Below are 18,095 nucleotides of genomic sequence, written 5' to 3'. Positions count from 1 at the left end.
TAATAAAAAACCTCTTGAAAGTTAAGTTTCAAGAGGTTTTACACTTATAATTCAGAATGGAATTCTATTTCCAACCACCGCCTAAGTCCTTATAAACATAAACTGCAGCATTCAATTGTTCTTTCTTTGTGTCTATTAGTTCCAACTTGGCTTCTAATGCATCACGTTGTGTCATTAGCACTTCGAAATAATCAATTCTAGCAGACTTAAATAAATCATTAGAAATAGCAATTGATCTATTTAAAGCGGCTACTTGTTGCGATTTAAGATCATATCCTTTTTGTAGGTTATCAATTTTAGATAACTGATTAGATACTTCTAAATAAGCATTTAAAACCGTACGATCGTAATTATATAATGCTTGAAGCTGTCTTGCATTTGCACTTGCAAATTCCGCTTTAATCGCATTACGATTAATTAATGGCGCTGCCAAATCTCCTGCAAATGAATAAAGCAATGACTCTGGCATTGTAAACAGGTAAGTTGGTTTAAATGCCTGTACACCTATCGCAGCTGAAATATCCAGCGAAGGATAGAATTCAGCACGAGCCACTTTTACATCTAGTTTTGCAGCTACTAATTCTAACTCCGCCTGTTTAACATCAGGACGATTGGTTAGTAATTGTGATGGAATTCCAGAATTAACAGATGCTGGCAACAAAGTCAAGAAATCTGTATTATCTCTTTTGATTTCCTGCGGATAGCGAGCTAATAAAAAGTTGATTTTATTCTCCGCTTCTTTTATTTTTTGAAGAATCTCAAACTCCATACTTTTTGACGTCAAAACTTCAGCCTGAAATTTCTGAACACCTAATTCTGTTGCTCTTGCCGCTTGCTTCTGAACTTTTACAATCTCTAAAGCATTTGTTTGCAACTTAATCGTCTGTTTTACAATATCCAACTGACTATCTAGAGCCAATAATTCATAATAAGAATCAGCAACCTCTGCAATTAAATTCGTGATTACAAAGTTCTTCCCTTCTACAGTAGCTAAATATCTAGTTACTGCTGCCTTTTTTGAATTGCGAAGCTTTTTCCAAATATCTACTTCCCAATTTGCATAAGCAGCTACGGTAAAATCACCTAATGGATCAGGCATTTCTTTGCCAGGTTTAATCTCTGTACTTGCATCACCAGCACCTTGGCTTGTATAGCGTCCTACTTTTTCTACTCCTGCTCCAGCACGTACACCTACTGTAGGTAATAACGCACCTTTTCTAACACGAATATCATTTTTCGCAATTGCGATTTCCTGTAAAGTAATATTTAATTCCTGATTATTTTTTAATGCAGTATCAATTAAAGCAACAAGATTCTTATCTTTAAAATAATTACTCCACTTGATATCCGACATATTTGCCGTATCCTTACTACTTCCAAAAGACTCTGGAATTGGATTCTTTGGGGTTTCTGCTACTGTTTGCGGAGTTTTACAACTTACTACAACAAGACATAGCCCCAAAACAATACTATATTTATATAATTTGATTTTATACATGATTGTTATCAATTTCTTCTGTTAATGGATTTTCTTCTTCATGCTTAACCAGTTTGTGTTTTTCAGCGATTCTAGCGAAAATATAATACAATCCTGGAATAATAAATACCCCACAAATAGTTCCAATAAGCATTCCTCCTGCTGCTGCTGTACCAATGGTTCTGTTACCAATTTTACCTGGACCTGAAGCAAATGCTAGCGGTAGTAGTCCTGCTATAAATGCAAATGATGTCATTAAGATTGGACGAAAACGCGCTTTTGAACCTTCTAAAGCCGCTTCAAAAACTGATTTACCGGCAGCATGCCTTTGTATGGCAAATTCTACGATTAATACCGCATTTTTACCCAGTAAACCAATAAGCATTACCATAGCCACCTGAGCATAAATATTATTTTCTAATCCGGTTAACTTAAGTAAAAGGAATGCACCAAAAATACCTGCTGGTAAAGAAAGAATTACTGATAATGGCAAAATGAAACTTTCGTATTGTGCTGCTAGTACTAAATACACAAAACCTAAACAGATAAGGAAAACCCAAATTGCTTGATTCCCTTGAGCAACTTCATCGGCAGAAATACCAGCCCAATCAATATCATAGCCTCTAGGTAATTTTTTGGCTGCCACTTCCTGAATCACCTTAATAGCGGTACCACTACTATATCCCGGAGCTGCACCACCACTAATTTCGGTAGAATTATACATATTATGTCTTGTGATTTCTGAAAGACCATATACTTTTTCTAATTTCATAAAAGCAGAAAAAGGAACCATTTCGTCATGATTATTTTTCACATAGAGCTTTAAGATATCATCTGGCTGTGCACGATATTCAGGAGCTGCCTGAACGATTACTTTATAATTAATTCCGTATTTAATAAAGCTAATTTCGTAGTTACTTCCCACAAGAGTTGACAAAGTATTCATCGCATTTTCGATAGAAATTCCTTTTTGTTGTGCCAAATCATTGTCAACTTTCATCATGTACTGAGGAAAACTAGCACTAAAGAAGCTAAATACGTTAGATAACTCAGGTTGCTTATTCAATTCTTCTACAAATTCTTTATTAACAGCTTCCATTTTTTTGAAATCACCAGAACCTGTTTTGTCTAACAAGCGAAGTTCAAATCCTCCTGCTGCTCCATATCCTGGTACTGCTGGTGGTTGGAAAAACTCAATATTAGCACCCGGAATATCTTTCGATTTCTCTTCCAATTCTGTCATAACCTCTTGAACAGATTCTTTTCTATCATTCCAGTCTTTAAGGTTAATCAAACATGTTCCTGCATTAGATCCTGTACCTTCTGTCAAAATTTCATAACCTGCTAATGAAGAAACTGATTTTACTCCATCTATTGTTTCTGCTATTTTTTGCAATTTCTCAGCAATATTATTGGTTCTTTCTAATGATGAACCTGGAGGTGTTTGAATGATAGCATAAAACATACCTTGATCTTCATTTGGGATAAATCCTGAAGGAACCGTACTGCTAATTAACCATGTTCCCGCACAAAAACCCAAAAGTGCAATAATTGTAACAGCTCTTCTGTTTACAATTTTCTCCAATACATTTTGGTATTTGCCTTGTGCTAAGTTAAACTTGTTGTTAAAACCATCTATGAATTTATTTACAGGTGTTTTCTTTTTAGGTTTACCATGATTATTTTTCAACATCATCGCACAAAGTGCTGGTGTCAATGTTAATGCAACAATTCCTGAAAGTATAATAGCCGTTGCCATTGTAATCGAAAACTGTCTGTAAAAAACTCCAACAGGGCCTGACATAAATGCAACTGGAATAAATACAGCAGCCATCAAAAATGTAATAGCGATAATTGCACCAGCAATTTCATGCATTGCTTTTTTAGTTGCTTTAAGTGGAGAAAGATGCTCTTCTTCCATCTTGGCGTGGACAGCTTCAATAACCACAATAGCATCATCGACGACGACTCCGATAGCTAGAACCAAAGCAAATAATGTAATTAAGTTCAATGAAATATCGAAGAATGTCATGAAAATAAAAGTTCCAATCAAAGAAACTGGTACTGCAATTGCAGGGATAATCGTAGAACGCCAATCTCCTAAGAAAAGAAACACAACCAATCCTACCAAAATAAAAGCTTCAATCAGCGTGTGAATTACTTTTTCGATAGATGCATCCAAGAATTTAGAAACGTCATATGAAATTTCATAGTCCATTCCTTTTGGAAATTTTTTCTTAATAGTTTCTAATTTAGCTTTTACATCCGCAATAACCTGATTTGCATTACTTCCGAATGATTGTTTCAGTACTATAGCTGCTGATGGCTTACCATTTAAATTGGAATAAATATCATACATTGAGCTACCAAATTCCACTTTAGCAACATCTTTCAAACGCAAAAGCTCTCCATCACTAGTAGATCTTACTACTATATTTTCATATTGTTCTTTGGTAGTAAAACGTCCCGAATATTTCAACACATATTCAAATGCTTGTGAACGTTTACCAGAACTTTCCCCTGTTTTACCAGGTGAAGCCTCTAAACTTTGACTTGATAAAGCTTCCATTACTTCATCAGCCGATATTTTATAAGCCAGCATACGATCTGGTTTAAGCCAAATACGCATTGCATATTCACGTGTTCCTAAAATATCTCCTGATCCAATACCGTTAACTCTTTTAAGTTCTGATAACACATTAATATCTGCATAATTGTACAGAAACTTCATGTCGGTATTTTTATCCGTACTATAAAGATTCACATACATCAACATACTAGGAACTTCACGAGTAATTTTTACCCCTTCTCTTACCACTAATGGCGGTAACTTATTAGTAACCGAAGCTACACGGTTCTGAACGTTAATTGCTGCTTGGTTAGGATCGGTACCCAAGTTAAATACTACTTGAATACTCGCTTCTCCATCATTTCCAGCATCAGAGGTCATATATTTCATTCCCGGAACTCCGTTTAAAGCTCTTTCTAAAGGAATAACTACAGATTTAATCATCAATTCTCCATTAGATCCAGGGTAATCTGCTGTAACATTTACCATCGGAGGAGAAATGGAAGGGAACTGGGTAATCGGTAAATTTAGTACCGACAACACTCCTAAAAAGACAATTATCAGCGATATCACTATCGACAGTACAGGTCTTTGAATAAATTTATTAAACATTTTATATTTTTTTAATGATTAAGCCAATTAAACCTACTCTGCTTTTAAGCGTAAATTATTCAACACTGCTTTAGGAGATTGGAATTCATATTTAATTTTGTCATTCTCTTTTACTTTCTGAACTCCTTCTAATAAAATTTTATCATTTTCAGTAAGTCCACTGCTAATCACATATAAATCTGGAATTTCACCTGTAATAGTGATCTCTTTTGAGCTCACTTTATTATTTTTATCTATAACGAAAACATATTTTTTATCTTGAATTTCGTAAGTTGCTTTTTGCGGAATGACAATAGCATTTTTAAGAGGCACTAACATTTGAACCTGACCTGTTTCTCCATTTCTAAGCAATTTATCTGAGTTAGGGAATCTTGCTCTAAAGGCGATATTTCCTGTTTCGTTATTAAATTCACTTTCTATTAATTCTACATTTCCCTTTTCCTTAAAAACTTGTCCATTGGCTAAAAGCAAACTAACTTTAGTTTCTGCACGATCTTTCACATCAGTTTGATATTGTAAATACTCTGGTTCTGACACATTAAAATAGGCAAACATCTGACTGTTATCTGAAAGGCTCGTCAATAGTTCTCCTTCCTCAATAAGACTTCCTAGTTTTAATGGGATACGGTCGATTGTTCCATCAAAGGGAGCTCTAATTTCTGTGAATGATAAATGAAGTTTTGCCAATGCAACTTCAGCTTTTGCAGCCTGAAGTTTAGACAAAGCGACTGCTTGTTCGTTTTTTGAAACAATGTCTTTCTCAACTAATGTTTTTGTGTTTTGCAATTCTATTTCCGCAGATTTTTGCTCTGCTTGAGCTTTAAGCAACTCTGCTTCGTACATTTTAGGTTGAATTCTAAACAACACCTGTCCTGCTTTTACAAATTGACCTTCATCAACATAAATGTTTTGCAAGAACCCTTTTTCTTGTGCTCGAATTTCTATGTTTCGTACCGATTTTATCTGCGAGACATACTCCTTGGTAAATGAAGTATCAATTTTTGCAGGGTTGGTCACTGTAAATTTTTCAGCTTCTTCTTTTTCTTCTTTTTTAGTTGTACAACTTGTAAGGTACAACAAGGCAATAACGCCCGTTAAAACGACTATTCTCTTCATGGTATAAAAATGGTAATTAAGCGATTGAATGCTTGGAATGCAAGGATTCCTTTAGATGTAAAAAAACATCAGTAGCCATAGTTATGTACGAACAGTCATACGAGAAGATGTAAGTTTAATATACAACCACAAGATATGCATCATTACACTTTAGGTAACCGATGTATCTCGTTTATCAGATTCTTAATACTCGTTGAGTAATATAAATAGGATTAGTTTGGCCACAAAATGGCGTGAAGATTTTGAAATTCTTATGACAATGGTTTAAAAGTGATTGACATGAGATTGTCAGGTACCAATTATCTAATAAGCTATAATTTCCAGCAAAAAGTTTATCCGAAATCCCATCTTTGATGTCACCACCAAGATGCTCCTCGTCGATATCTAAATAAGCATCCTCAATTAATGAGTTACCAGAATCTTGATTCGTAAATTTTACTCGGTGTTTTTTCTCTAAACTATGAGAATTAGAATTTTGATGTGTACCCGCATTAAGGTATTGTCCTCCGCCTAGCAGAAGCAATCCTAAATAAACAAATAACACAATCAGTTTTCTCATTTGGCGTCAAAAGTAAACAAAGTATTGAAACAAAAAAAGAAATTTCACTAGGCTTTAACAAGTAAATGCCATCGAAAACGTTTTCTTTTGATTACCAATCATTTAATCATGTAATCTAAATGTAAAATTTTTATAAATAGGAATCAAAAGAATGCTTTTTATCCTTTTTTATTAATATAATAAGAATTATATTTTACAAAAAAAATTGCGTTTAACTCTATCGATTCAAGAAATATAATGAGAAGCCTCGCTCGCATCTTTGTTTTAAGAACAACGTTCATAATTGATTTATAACCAAAACCCAACTCTATAAATTAGAATTGGGCTTTATTACTTTTCTTTAATTTTTTTTAAATTAATTCCAGCCACCTCCAAGGGCACGGTATAAGTTTACAACTGCATGCAGTTTCTGACTTTGACCATCAATTCCTCTTAATTGCGCATTAAGCAAATTTTGTTCCGCTGTTAGTACATCGGTATAATTTTTTGTAGAATTATTTAATAATTCTTTATTAAAATCTACTGCTTTAAATAAAGCTTCTAGTTGTTTCTTTCTCTTTTCTTCTTTTAAAACGGCATTCTCATATTTAGACATTGCATTCGAAACTTCTTCACTAGCCTTTAGCATCGAAAGTTCAAAATTATACAGCGCCTCTTTTTGCAAAGACAATGCTGTAGCTAATCTTGCCTTATTGATTCATTTATTGAAGATCGGCTTGTTGTACATCTGGTCTATTGGCAAGAAGTTATATTGGAACTCCAATTTTTAAATCATAAACAAGTTTTTGTTGTTCTAGGGAACTACGTTCAATCTTAGTTGGAGATATAGCCAGAAGTACGCATAAAGCATGTTCGTTTTCGGTTATCTTTTGTTCGATATCCGGAATAGCTAATTCAGCTTCATAAAAATTGGCTTCACTCTGAACAACTGCTCCCCCATTAATAATAGAATTTTCAAAAAGAACCTTATTACAAAAACTTGTCGAAATAAGAAACAGAGAAGGTTGTATGTCCGAATACTAGAAAAATGATGAGGGCTATCTTTTGGTCGAAAACCACTGCCCTATTTGTGCAGCTGCTAAAATATGCCAAGGTTTTTGCGCTTCAGAATTAAATACATTTAGATCTGTATTAGGAAAAGAAGTTATAATTAACCGTGTTAGCCATATAATTGGAGGCGACAGAAGGTGTGCTTATCAAATTATTTCCAACTAATTTTTTTACTAATAAATTTGAGGTTTCAGTTTCAGTCGCTGTGCTATCCTGAGCGGAGTCGAAGGACAGTTTACAGTCTCAGTTTACAGTAACATTTGCTATTAATACACGCAATAAACTAATTAAAAGAAGTTTAAAATCTTTGCTTAATTCTTTGTAATTAACCTCTATTTCACTTCTTACTTCTCATATTCACATCTCACATAAAAATCACTCTAATTGATTTAAAAGATATAAATAAGGAGGAAATGAATGATGCATCATTATGTCCTTTGTATTGTTTGGAAATTTTTCATAATAATTTGCATCATTGGGATTGGGATATAGAACAATAGTATTTCCTGTTCTCTCATAATTATTACTGTTATACAACGGAGGTGGTACAAATTCAGGCAAGAATTTATTGACTCTTTTCGCCATTTCTTTTCCTAATAATTTATGGTACGTCTTAACGGTTTTACGTGATGGATTTGTTAGTTTTCCATAAACCATATTTAAAAACATTCTCTTAAAAAAAGGCTGATTTTTAATCGTTTCTTCTACTAATGGAATTGGACTTACTATTGGCAAATCTTCTGGCGTTTCAACAGAAAAAGGGGTTTGAGGTACCCAATCTGCAGCGCTTACTACATTAAATGCCCAGCCATTTTGAGTTTTACGCTCATAATCATATGCAAAATATAAATTACCTGGTTTTGGCGCAGCACTACAATATGTTTTAAAACGAATATCGACAGGTAGTTTACCTTTGCTTTGTAAACTATAAAAATGAGCCGTAAGTAAATAGCTTATACCTCCACCTTGACTATGCCCCATAATTATGAAATTTTTAATTCCCGAATTATAACAGGAATCAATCTTTGGAAGCATTTCTTTAGAAATAAAGGCTGTACTTAACAGATAACCTGTATGAACTGCTGCATCTTTATTTGTAGATAATTCGTATTGAAAAGTATCTGAATTCGAAATTTTTAATTCTCCTTTAGCAGGAGTCATTGCTGAATAAAGATTGGCAAGCCAACTTTCTCCTTTTTCAGTAGTTCCTCTTGTACATAATACTGCTGTGTTTTCATCTTTTAGCCATAATTCCCAAAGATTATCCAATCCTATTGGCTTACTTCTATACACTAATTTTGAGTGCTCTGGCTGAGGAATTAATTTTGCCTTTTCAGGAGATTCTGTCGATTGAGTAGCAATATATATTAACTCTCTATATTCTGCTTTATCAAATCCAGGTTTTAGTTCTTGGGCAATACTATTCGAAAAACAAAACAGAAAAAAACTTCCGACTACTAATGATTTTAAAACTTGCATAGAGGTAAACATTAATTATTATTCACAATAAGGCGCTTATAATAACGCTATTATCAATCCTTATATTAAGATATACTTTAAAATAATCTTCACTGATTGTCTACTAATTAATTACTAAACTAATCTTAGAATAAATACAAACATTTTTTTAAGTACTGCGACATAATCCTTACTCATATCAATATTTTATATGAGTTGAATAGTAGTAACTAATTCAAAAACTTGTATAATCGGTATGAGAACAAAAGAATTCCTATCACAACAAAAAACCACCAATATTTTTTTATAGATGCATAATTTATATTATCAGAATTTCTTACTGCTAATCCCATAACAATACTTATTAAAGGCAATATAAGCCTTATTATTTGTTCTATTTCCATTTTTACTTTAACTAATTTCTTAATTGCGAATATATGTATTTTATTTTTTTACTTTTGATAAATACAAATCAATAACATGCCAAACCTATACCAAAGCCAAAGAATAATCATTCGTGAATTCTTAGTTGATGAGCAACAAACATTTTTAAACTTATTTAAAGATTCTGAGGTTACTCAATATTTACCTCAAGTTTCTTTAGAAAGATATATTGAAATGTTTAACGAATTGCTTGAAAATTATAAAAAAGGAAACCTAAGCCGATGGGCTATATTCGATGCTGCAAATAATAATTTTATAGGAATGTGTGTCGCTCGTGTTTTTGTAGATAACACTAATCAAATAGAAATTGGATATGTACTTAGCAAGCCATATTGGGGAAAAGGTATTGCTACAGAAGTATGTAAAGCGCTTACTCAATATTCTTTTTCAAATACAGATAAAAACGAAGTCGTTGCTATAACAGATCTTGACAATAGTGGTTCTCAAAATGTATTACAAAAAGCAGGATTTAAACGATTAAGCAACTTAACTATAAATGAGGAAGAATTAGCCTATTTTGTAACAAATAGAGCTCAATTTAAAGAATAATGCTATCCTAAATATTAATCCTCCTCAGCAGGAATCATTAATTTACCCCAATCATTTAGCATCCATAAAATGGTAACTAGTTTTTTGCCTAATTCTGTGAGCGAATACTCTACCCTTGGCGGAAGCTCATTAAAAGACACTTTGGTCAAAATACCATCATGTTCCATTTCTTTTAACTGTTGATTCAAAACTCTTCTGTCAACTTTTGCAATTCCACGTAAAAATTCACTAGGTCGTTTTTTACCTTCATTTATTTGCCAAACAATAGGAACTTTCCATTTCCCACTAATAGAATTAACGGCTACTTCTAATGGACAAATTTTATTTTCTGAGCTTCTTTCCTTTGTTTTCATAATAGTGACTTTTTTATCCCTATGCGTTAATAATATGCGGTATTGCACATGTAAATACTGTTTTGAACCTTTGCAAAATTAATAAATTAATAGATAACTAATTTAGTCTAACAAATAGGGAATTTAACAATATCTAATTCTTTAACAATTATAAATTATTATGGTAGAAATAAAACGCAAAGGGGCACGTTCAACTAAAGATATCCCTGTTGCTATTTTAGAAAAACTAAATAAAGGAGAAATTGAAACTGCCAATTTAGTAGAATGGTTGGCTATTGATCAAAAACTTTTACTTAAAAACTTCCTTCTACAAACTGATCGTTCTTGCTATTTAGATATAATTATTACAAATATTGACTCTCTAAAAAAACAAACTGTCAATACTATAAATGAAACTATTGGAACAAGTCTTTTTAAATTAGCTAAACAAGAAAATGATACTGAAATTTTCGCATTACTTTCAACTCATAAATCAGACTTAGTTAGATGTTGGGCAACATACACAATTGGAAAAAATACGGAGCTATCAATTAATGAAATGTTAGACCAAATTCAGTTTTTTGCTGCCGATAAACATTTTGGCGTCAGAGAAATTTGCTGGCTAGCTGTAAGACCATTTATAGCTAAAAACTTAAACGAAAGCTTAACCATTTTATCTGAATGGACAAAACACTCTGATGAGAATATAAGGCGGTTTGCAAGCGAAGCAACCAGACCTAGAGGAGTTTGGTGCGAACACCTAGAAGAATTAAAACAAAATCCCAGATTAGGCTTAATCATTTTAGAATCTCTAAAATCTGATTGTGCAAAATATGTACAAGACAGCGTTGGGAACTGGCTAAATGATGCCAGCAAAACAAATCCTGAATTTGTTATTGAAATCTGTAAAAATTGGAAAGAAATTAGTCCTACCAAAGCAACGGCTTATATCATAAAAAAAGCGCTTCGAACTATCGAAAAATAAAGTACACCAGAAAAAAACCTCAGTATCAGTTACTTATTAGCACTGAAAATTTACCACTTTGAACCTAAAAAAACACTTATATTAGCATTAAAGAAATCCGGTAATTTATTAAATAATGCTAGACGTTATCAAAAAATTAAAATTTAAGAACAACGGAACTGTTCTTAATGCACCTAAAGGAATAAAAGAAGCGTTTATAGAACTCGGCACTAAAATAACTTTTGATAAAAAAACAAAAAGTGCAAACACGTTAGTTTTCATTAATAATAACCAAGAGTTTTTAAATTTTCTTATATCTGATATAGAAAATATTGAATCTGATAGCGTGTTATGGTTTGCTTATCCAAAAGGTACTTCAAAGGTTAAAACTGATATAAACAGGGACACAATTCGGGTAACTGGAGAAGAATTTGGATTAAAAACGGTTAGTGCAATTTCTATAAACGAAACTTGGAGTGCATTACGCTTTAGACCAATTGACAGTGTAGGAAAATAATTTATATATCCTTAATTAAATAGTAGTTTTATTTAATTAAGGTTCTGAAAGCTAGGATTTATACTGTTTTTCCACAAATCTTAAACTTTGAAAACCTTAATTTATTTTATAACTGTATGATTTTATACTTTTGGGGTAAATTCTTTTTACCTGTCAAGTTGAAAATATGGGGCCAAAAGATCCTCAAAATTATATAATCCAATTTCTTTGTTTTTTATATTTTCGGCGACAAAAACAACACCTGTGCCAAATGCTTCTCTTGAAATCGACTCATGAATGAGTCGCACTGTTTGATAAGGAAATCCAAATATTACTTCATGTTTTCCTACGATACCTCCTGCCCTAACCGAATTTATATTTTCTTTTTCAACATCTAAGGCTTCAGCAATTTTAATAGCTGTTCCAGATGTTCCTTGCTTTAATTTAAAATGCTCTTCATTAATTTCAATATCTACCAAAGGGGCAATTTTCTTCAAAAATTTGGCTGCAAATAATAAATAATTTACTCCAAGAGTAATATTTGGTGACCAAAATACGGTCGTTTTACTAGCCAATTTTTTTAATAGTTCTAACTCTTTATCTGTATAATGAGAGATCGCAGATATTATTTTGACTCCTCTTTCGGCTGCAATTTCGCCATAAGTATGAATACCTATAGTTGACGAGAAATCAATAATAATATCAACGGGGTGCTTATCTAAAAGCTCTTCCATTGTTGTTTTGGAACTTGAATATATTAATCCAGGCTCTTTCGATGGAACTCCAAAGAATTCTGGGACGGATCGATGCTCTAGCACTGTGCTTTGTCTTAAAACCCATTCTAAACAAAAACCCTTATTTTCTAACAGTACTGAAGCTACTGATTTTCCTGTTTTTCCAAAACCTATTAGGCCTATTTTCATATATTTTATTTAGATGGTTCACAACGTATCTCATATAAAATCTTTTAATCTTATTTCGAAATAAACTGATAATTAATACTTTTTAAGTAAAAATAGGGTAAAAAAAATAAGGAAACCGAAGCTTCCTTATTCTTAATTGAGAACTTATTTAAAATTCATTTGTATTATGGGAAAAACAAATGAAAATGAATCTTAAATCATTTTTTATTTTTAAGATTATGATTCCATTTTATAATGAACAATTGATTGTTCTCTTAAAGTAGCAGCACATTTCTCTGGAGTTAAATCTCGTTGTGACTCTCCTAACATTTCGTAACCAACCATAAATTTCTTAACTGAAGCTGATCGCAACAATGGTGGATAAAAATGCATATGAAAATGCCATTCAGGGTGTTCATTCCCATCTGTAGGAGCTTGATGAATGCCTGATGAATAAGGGAAAGATGTACTAAAAAGGTTATCGTATTTTATCGTCAACTGTTTTAAAATTGTAGCAAATGAAACAGCTTCTTCTTCTGTAAAATCTGTTATTCTTGCAAAAGCTCTCTTGCTTATAATCATAGTTTCATAAGGCCATATTGCCCAAAAAGGAACCAATGCTACAAAATATTCATTTTCAATAACAATTCGAGTTTCTTTTTTTAATTCGGCTTTAAGGTAATCTTGTAAAAGTGTATTATTATATTTATCGAAATAACTTTTTAAACTATTCTGGGTTTTTTCTACCTGAGTTGGCAATGATGATTGTGCCCAAATTTGTCCATGTGGGTGCGGATTACTACATCCCATGGCACTTCCTTTGTTTTCAAAAATCTGCACGTAATTGATATATTTGATTGCACCTAAATCAGTATATTCTTTTTGCCATGTTTTAATAATACTTTCAATGTCCTTAATTTCCATTTCTGGTAATGTAAGGTCATGTCTTGGCGAAAAACATACAACTCGTGATATTCCTCTTTCTGGTTTAGCCAGAAAAAAAGTATATACAATATCCTCTTCGTATATAATTTCATCTTGCTTCATGGCAGCAAAATCATTATCAAATACAAAGCTACCTTCATATTTCGGATTTTTTGTTCCATTTGCTCTTACATTTTCTGGGCACAAATAACAAGTTGAATCGTATTTTGGCAAAGGTTCTAAGGTAATTAGTTCGTTTTGTCCTTGCCAAGGGCGTTTTTCTCTATGAGGTGAAACAAGAACCCATTCGTTTAGTAATGGATTGTACCTTCTGTGGGGGTCTTCATTAATGTTAAAGTTTCTCATTTATTTATCTAAGTTGAAAAGTGATGTTCCATTTCCTATTTTTACTTCGTGAAATTTTAATTCAATCCCAAATATATCTAAATAAAGGGACGAAAACTTATTTTTCACCTCATTTTCTTTTCCTTTTTTAATTAAATTGATTGTACACCCTCCAAATCCTCCTCCCATTAATCTAGAACCTACTATAGCATCATCTTCTTTTGCAGTTGCAACAAGCATATCTAGTTCTTCACAACTCACTTCATACTCATTAGATAAACCATCGTGAGTATCAAAGAGTAGCTGTCCTAAATACTCGATATTACCATTATCAAGAGCGTCACATGCTTGTGTAACACGTCTAATTTCTTTTATAACATAGTGTACTCTTTTAAAAACAGTTTTATCCATCTTATCTCGAATACTCAACAATTGGTTTTCTGTGCAATCTCTAAAGCTTTTGATTGTTGGAAAATTATTTTTAATTATTGACAGTCCTTTCTCACATTCTTCTCTACGCGTATTATACTCAGATGTAAATAATGAATGTTTTACATTACTATCAAATAAAACCAAAGTATAATCATTAAAATTTGCTTCATGATATTCAAAATCCAACGTTTTACAATCTAATTTAATAACTTTATTCTCAAGACCATAAACACTTGAAAACTGATCCATAATACCACAGTTAATCCCTACCCAATGTTCTGCTTTTTGACCTAATAGTGCAATATCAACTTTTTTGATAATAAGATTAAAGAGTTCTTTAATTCCATAGATCATTCCACACTCTAATGCTGCTGATGAGGATAATCCTGACCCAACTGGAATGTTACTACTGAATACACAATTAAATCCTTCTAGAGAGAATCCATTATCTTGAAGTTGTTTTACAACACCTAGAATATAATTAGTCCACACAATATCACTTAATTGAATTTCTTTAGTTAAATCAAATTCAAATTCATCATTTAAGTCTATCGCATATATTTTTGATTTTTTAGAATTATTTTTCTCTAAAGCAAAACAAATAATTTTATCTATTGCTGCTGGTAAAACATATCCGTCATTATAATCAATATGCTCTCCAATTATATTAATTCTTCCTGGTGAAAGAACAATTTTTTGTGGTTCATTCCCAAATTTTTCTTTGAAAAAACGAGTTGTATTCTGGATTAAAATATCATTCATTATTAGTTACTGATTTGTATCGTTTATTTGGTTAATTAGTACAGATTTTTAAATGCCTATAAAATTCAATTATAAAAACTTATTATACAGACTAAAGCTAATATCATAAATTATTTGCAATCTCATAGAAATCCAAAAATAAATACTTATACAAAACAATCCTACTAGTACCTACTAGTTTAAAAAAATTAAAAATAAATTCCACAAAATTATAGTATTATAAACGTAATAATCATTTGTTTATTCGAACTACAAGCAAGTCCAATAGCCATAAAGACTGATATAATTGCAAGAATGATTAATGATAAAAAGAAAAAAATTATTAAAAACGATTTTTATCCTTCAAAATTATTAACAAACTGGTATAGTTTTTTTTCAGTTGCAGCAACTATTTTAAAAAAATGACTTAATATAATTATTAATTAATCCTTTTCTAAATCTATATTCCTATTGATTAAAGACAAATTTATGTATAATAGGTTAATTTAATATCTTTATGTTCCATTTTGGGTTTAATAGCCGTACATTCATTTCAATTAAGATTTATATGATTTTATTCTGGAAATACCTTAAACCATATGGTTGGCTTATCATTCTTGTTTTATTCTTTGCTGGTATATCGCAAATACTCTCTCTTTATGACCCTATCATTTTTGGAAAAATAATAGATGATTATGCATTAAACAACAAACAAAGTGATAGTAGTAAAGAAAGCGGGGTTATAAAACTATTGATAATAGCTGTTGTAATTGCTCTTGCGGCTCGTTTATTTCTTTCGCTCAAGGATTATGTATTACGCATGATTGTACAAAAATTTGGAATGCAAATTTTTAATGACGGCCTTAGGCAAACACTTAGATTGCCTTTTCAGGAATTTGAGGACCAAAGTAGCGGAGAAATTTTATCAGTTTTACAAAAAGTACGCTCTGATACCGAAAAATTTATTTCGGCATTTATAAACATTTTATTTACCTCAGTAGTAGGTATTGTTTTCCTAATGTGGTATGCCGTTACTAAACATTGGGCTCTTATTCCTGTTTTTTTTATTGGAGTAGTTATTTTGGGTGGATTGACTAGTATTCTAAGTCGATCTATCAAAACATTACAACGTTCGCTTATTCGGCAAAATCGTCAAATGAGTGGTACTATAACCGAAAGTCTTCGAAATATTGAACTTGTTAAGAGTCTTGGTCTTACTTATCCTGAAATTCGGCGCTTGAAGGTTCATACCCAAGAAATTTATGACTTAGAGATGGAGAAAGTCAAGAAAATGCGAACCCTTACTTTTCTTCAAGGTAGTATTTTGATATTTCTTAAACAATCTATCTTATTTATTTTATTATGGTTGATTTTTAAGAACGTTTTATCTCCTGGCGAACTAATTTCTATGCAGTTTATATCTTCTGGAATTATAAGCCCTTTACAAGACCTTGGAAGTATTATTATCTCGTATCGTGAAGCCGAGACAGCCTTATTCCTTTTTAATGAGTTAATGCAAAAGGAACCTGAATATAGTCCTGAAGAGCCAATAGAAGTTGGTACAATTAGTCAACTACATTTTAATAATGTGGTTTTCAAACATAAAAATGCAACTTATAATGCCATTCAGAACATTTCGTTTAAAGCTAAACTTGGAGATAATATTGCTTTTGTTGGGCCTTCGGGTTCAGGAAAATCTACTCTTGTAAAACTATTGGTAGGTTTGTATCGTCCTGTAGAAGGTGATATTCTTTATGATGCTATTTCTATTAAAGATTTGCGATATAATCACGTTCGTAGACAAATGGGTTTTGTAACACAAGATACTCAACTATTTTCAGGGAGTATTCGTGAAAACCTCCTATTTGTTAAACCTGACGCTACTGAAGAAGAAATGCTTTCGGCAATAAAAAAAGCCTCTGCAACTCCTATAATAGTAAACTCAGGAAAAGGCCTTGATACTATTCTAGGCGAAGGCGGAAAAAAATTATCTGGCGGTGAAAAACAACGTCTTTCAATAGCCAGAGCCTTATTACGTAAACCCAAAATACTAATATTTGATGAAGCGACTTCAGCTTTAGACTCTCTTACTGAGTCACAAATCACACAAACTGTTAAAGAAATCTCTGCAGATAAACAACAAATCACTATTCTTATTGCTCATCGTCTCTCAACTATAATGCATGCCGATACAATTTTTGTACTCGAACGCGGAAAAATTATTGAACAAGGAAATCACTATGAACTTGTTGATAAAAAAGGATTATATTATGCAATGTGGCGACAACAAATTGGTGAGCGTAAAGACGATTCTTCTTCATCTAAAAAGTCAAAAAAAACATAAGCATATCCTAACCATCTAAGTAATGTAAGGAAATATGAGTACTAAACTTAAATGAACTCAGATTACTTAAGTTGTTAAGTTTTAAAACTTGCAATCATAACACGGAACAATATAATCCAATAAATTTATTTAATAATTAAGCATATACAAGTGATTTACAGCCTATAATCTAGCTTTATATTCATCAAAGCTATATGGTCCGGCGCCAAAAAATGAAATCATTAATGCTGCTCCAATAATAGATAAATTTCTCATAAAAGTCATGAGTACATATTGATAGCGAAAAGGATCTTCGAAATTCCAAAAGTCATGCATAACAAATGTTACTGGCAAAAGAATTAAAATTATTAACCACGCTCCCCATTTGGCCATAAATCCAGTTAAAATACTCAACCCTGCCAATAATTCAAAAACTCCAACCAAGGGGACTAAAATATAAGAAGACGGTATTCCTTTAATGCTTGCCTCATAAATATAATAATCTGAAAAATTTGCAAATGAAGAATACATAAAAATTGTACTAAATAAGATTCTGCCAATTAAAGGGATGTAATTCATAGTAAAAGTATTAATTAAATTGATGTTTTTTTTATTTTATAATAATTCTGTAAAATATTAGTAATGATTAAATTTAGTGAATTAAAATCACAAAAACTACAATCTATTTATTTCTAAACCACTATTTCACCGCTATCGCCTCTATATATTTAAAAATCAAAACCTATGGTATTTCATAAAAAATAAAAGTTAACTCCTATTGAGACAACCTTTATTAAAAACT

General features: G+C 31.8%; 15 protein-coding genes. 4 read left to right on the top strand and 11 right to left on the bottom strand.

Going from position 1 to position 18,095, the window contains the following annotated elements:
- Positions 1 to 64: 64 nt before the first annotated feature.
- The 6 genes from IUY40_RS08565 to IUY40_RS08540 all read right to left on the bottom strand — a co-directional run bounded on the left by IUY40_RS08565 (position 65) and on the right by IUY40_RS08540 (position 8,862).
- Positions 65 to 1,498, bottom strand: coding sequence for a TolC family protein (locus IUY40_RS08565; protein WP_195736453.1), 1,434 nt, complete (start codon positions 1,496 to 1,498; stop codon positions 65 to 67).
- Positions 1,491 to 4,658: an efflux RND transporter permease subunit gene (locus IUY40_RS08560; protein ID WP_195736452.1), complete on the bottom strand. Its 3,168-nt coding sequence runs from the start codon at positions 4,656 to 4,658 to the stop codon at positions 1,491 to 1,493. The genes IUY40_RS08565 and IUY40_RS08560 overlap by 8 nt, the downstream gene beginning before the upstream one ends.
- A 33-nt stretch (positions 4,659 to 4,691) precedes the next feature.
- Complete coding sequence (locus IUY40_RS08555; RefSeq protein WP_195736451.1) at positions 4,692 to 5,774, bottom strand: efflux RND transporter periplasmic adaptor subunit; 1,083 nt, start codon at positions 5,772 to 5,774, stop codon at positions 4,692 to 4,694.
- A 175-nt stretch (positions 5,775 to 5,949) separates the two neighbouring features.
- Positions 5,950 to 6,333, bottom strand: coding sequence for a hypothetical protein (locus IUY40_RS08550; protein ID WP_195736450.1), 384 nt, complete (start codon positions 6,331 to 6,333; stop codon positions 5,950 to 5,952).
- A gap of 355 nt (positions 6,334 to 6,688) precedes the next feature.
- Positions 6,689 to 7,030 carry a TolC family protein gene (locus IUY40_RS08545; RefSeq protein WP_347343916.1) on the bottom strand — a complete coding sequence of 114 codons (342 nt, stop codon included), beginning with the start codon at positions 7,028 to 7,030 and terminating at the stop codon, positions 6,689 to 6,691.
- Between the two features lie 728 nt (positions 7,031 to 7,758).
- Positions 7,759 to 8,862 carry a lipase family protein gene (locus IUY40_RS08540; RefSeq protein ID WP_195736448.1) on the bottom strand — a complete coding sequence of 368 codons (1,104 nt, stop codon included), beginning with the start codon at positions 8,860 to 8,862 and terminating at the stop codon, positions 7,759 to 7,761.
- Between the two features lie 459 nt (positions 8,863 to 9,321).
- Here IUY40_RS08540 and IUY40_RS08535 point away from each other — a divergent pair, with 459 nt between their 5' ends.
- Positions 9,322 to 9,834, top strand: coding sequence for a GNAT family N-acetyltransferase (locus IUY40_RS08535; protein WP_195736447.1), 513 nt, complete (start codon positions 9,322 to 9,324; stop codon positions 9,832 to 9,834).
- Positions 9,835 to 9,848: 14 nt separating this feature from the next.
- Here IUY40_RS08535 and IUY40_RS08530 read toward each other — a convergent pair whose 3' ends face one another.
- On the bottom strand, positions 9,849 to 10,187 hold the full coding sequence (locus IUY40_RS08530; protein ID WP_195736446.1) for a helix-turn-helix domain-containing protein: 339 nt from the start codon (positions 10,185 to 10,187) through the stop codon (positions 9,849 to 9,851).
- Positions 10,188 to 10,347: 160 nt separating this feature from the next.
- Here IUY40_RS08530 and IUY40_RS08525 point away from each other — a divergent pair, with 160 nt between their 5' ends.
- Both IUY40_RS08525 and IUY40_RS08520 read left to right on the top strand, forming a co-directional pair.
- Positions 10,348 to 11,151, top strand: a complete 804-nt coding sequence (locus IUY40_RS08525) for a DNA alkylation repair protein (protein ID WP_195736445.1) — start codon at positions 10,348 to 10,350, stop codon at positions 11,149 to 11,151.
- Between the two features lie 115 nt (positions 11,152 to 11,266).
- A complete protein-coding gene (locus IUY40_RS08520; RefSeq protein WP_195736444.1) occupies positions 11,267 to 11,647 on the top strand; it encodes a hypothetical protein in 381 nt (126 codons plus the stop codon).
- Positions 11,648 to 11,793: 146 nt separating this feature from the next.
- On the opposite strand, the gene IUY40_RS08515 is transcribed toward IUY40_RS08520, so the two are convergent.
- The 3 genes from IUY40_RS08515 to galK all read right to left on the bottom strand — a co-directional run bounded on the left by IUY40_RS08515 (position 11,794) and on the right by galK (position 14,991).
- A complete protein-coding gene (locus IUY40_RS08515; RefSeq protein ID WP_195736443.1) occupies positions 11,794 to 12,549 on the bottom strand; it encodes a dihydrodipicolinate reductase C-terminal domain-containing protein in 756 nt (251 codons plus the stop codon).
- Between the two features lie 216 nt (positions 12,550 to 12,765).
- Positions 12,766 to 13,818: a UDP-glucose--hexose-1-phosphate uridylyltransferase gene (locus IUY40_RS08510; RefSeq protein ID WP_195736442.1), complete on the bottom strand. Its 1,053-nt coding sequence runs from the start codon at positions 13,816 to 13,818 to the stop codon at positions 12,766 to 12,768.
- Positions 13,819 to 14,991, bottom strand: coding sequence for a galactokinase (gene galK / locus IUY40_RS08505; protein ID WP_195736441.1), 1,173 nt, complete (start codon positions 14,989 to 14,991; stop codon positions 13,819 to 13,821). It lies immediately after the preceding gene.
- Between the two features lie 547 nt (positions 14,992 to 15,538).
- On the opposite strand from galK, the gene IUY40_RS08500 reads away from it, so the two are divergent.
- Positions 15,539 to 17,314 carry an ABC transporter ATP-binding protein gene (locus IUY40_RS08500; RefSeq protein ID WP_195736440.1) on the top strand — a complete coding sequence of 592 codons (1,776 nt, stop codon included), beginning with the start codon at positions 15,539 to 15,541 and terminating at the stop codon, positions 17,312 to 17,314.
- Positions 17,315 to 17,476: 162 nt separating this feature from the next.
- Here IUY40_RS08500 and IUY40_RS08495 read toward each other — a convergent pair whose 3' ends face one another.
- A complete protein-coding gene (locus IUY40_RS08495) occupies positions 17,477 to 17,872 on the bottom strand; it encodes a DoxX family protein (RefSeq protein WP_195736439.1) in 396 nt (131 codons plus the stop codon).
- Positions 17,873 to 18,095 lie beyond the last annotated feature (223 nt).

Source organism: Flavobacterium sp. ALJ2 (assembly GCF_015594725.1).
Lineage (GTDB): Bacteria > Bacteroidota > Bacteroidia > Flavobacteriales > Flavobacteriaceae > Flavobacterium.
This window is presented reverse-complemented; position numbering and strand designations above follow the sequence as displayed.

Bases quoted from the DNA above. Each gene is read 5' to 3' on its own strand.
- IUY40_RS08535 (WP_195736447.1), top strand. From the start codon at position 9,322: ATGCCAAACCTATACCAAAGCCAAAGAATAATCATTCGTGAATTCTTA.
- IUY40_RS08525 (WP_195736445.1), top strand. From the start codon at position 10,348: ATGGTAGAAATAAAACGCAAAGGGGCACGTTCAACTAAAGATATCCCT.
- IUY40_RS08510 (WP_195736442.1), bottom strand. From the start codon at position 13,818: ATGAGAAACTTTAACATTAATGAAGACCCCCACAGAAGGTACAATCCA.
- IUY40_RS08550 (WP_195736450.1), bottom strand. From the start codon at position 6,333: ATGAGAAAACTGATTGTGTTATTTGTTTATTTAGGATTGCTTCTGCTA.
- IUY40_RS08520 (WP_195736444.1), top strand. From the start codon at position 11,267: ATGCTAGACGTTATCAAAAAATTAAAATTTAAGAACAACGGAACTGTT.
- IUY40_RS08495 (WP_195736439.1), bottom strand. From the start codon at position 17,872: ATGAATTACATCCCTTTAATTGGCAGAATCTTATTTAGTACAATTTTT.
- IUY40_RS08555 (WP_195736451.1), bottom strand. From the start codon at position 5,774: ATGAAGAGAATAGTCGTTTTAACGGGCGTTATTGCCTTGTTGTACCTT.
- IUY40_RS08540 (WP_195736448.1), bottom strand. From the start codon at position 8,862: ATGCAAGTTTTAAAATCATTAGTAGTCGGAAGTTTTTTTCTGTTTTGT.
- IUY40_RS08530 (WP_195736446.1), bottom strand. From the start codon at position 10,187: ATGAAAACAAAGGAAAGAAGCTCAGAAAATAAAATTTGTCCATTAGAA.
- galK (WP_195736441.1), bottom strand. From the start codon at position 14,991: ATGAATGATATTTTAATCCAGAATACAACTCGTTTTTTCAAAGAAAAA.
- IUY40_RS08560 (WP_195736452.1), bottom strand. From the start codon at position 4,658: ATGTTTAATAAATTTATTCAAAGACCTGTACTGTCGATAGTGATATCG.
- IUY40_RS08565 (WP_195736453.1), bottom strand. From the start codon at position 1,498: ATGTATAAAATCAAATTATATAAATATAGTATTGTTTTGGGGCTATGT.
- IUY40_RS08500 (WP_195736440.1), top strand. From the start codon at position 15,539: ATGATTTTATTCTGGAAATACCTTAAACCATATGGTTGGCTTATCATT.
- IUY40_RS08515 (WP_195736443.1), bottom strand. From the start codon at position 12,549: ATGAAAATAGGCCTAATAGGTTTTGGAAAAACAGGAAAATCAGTAGCT.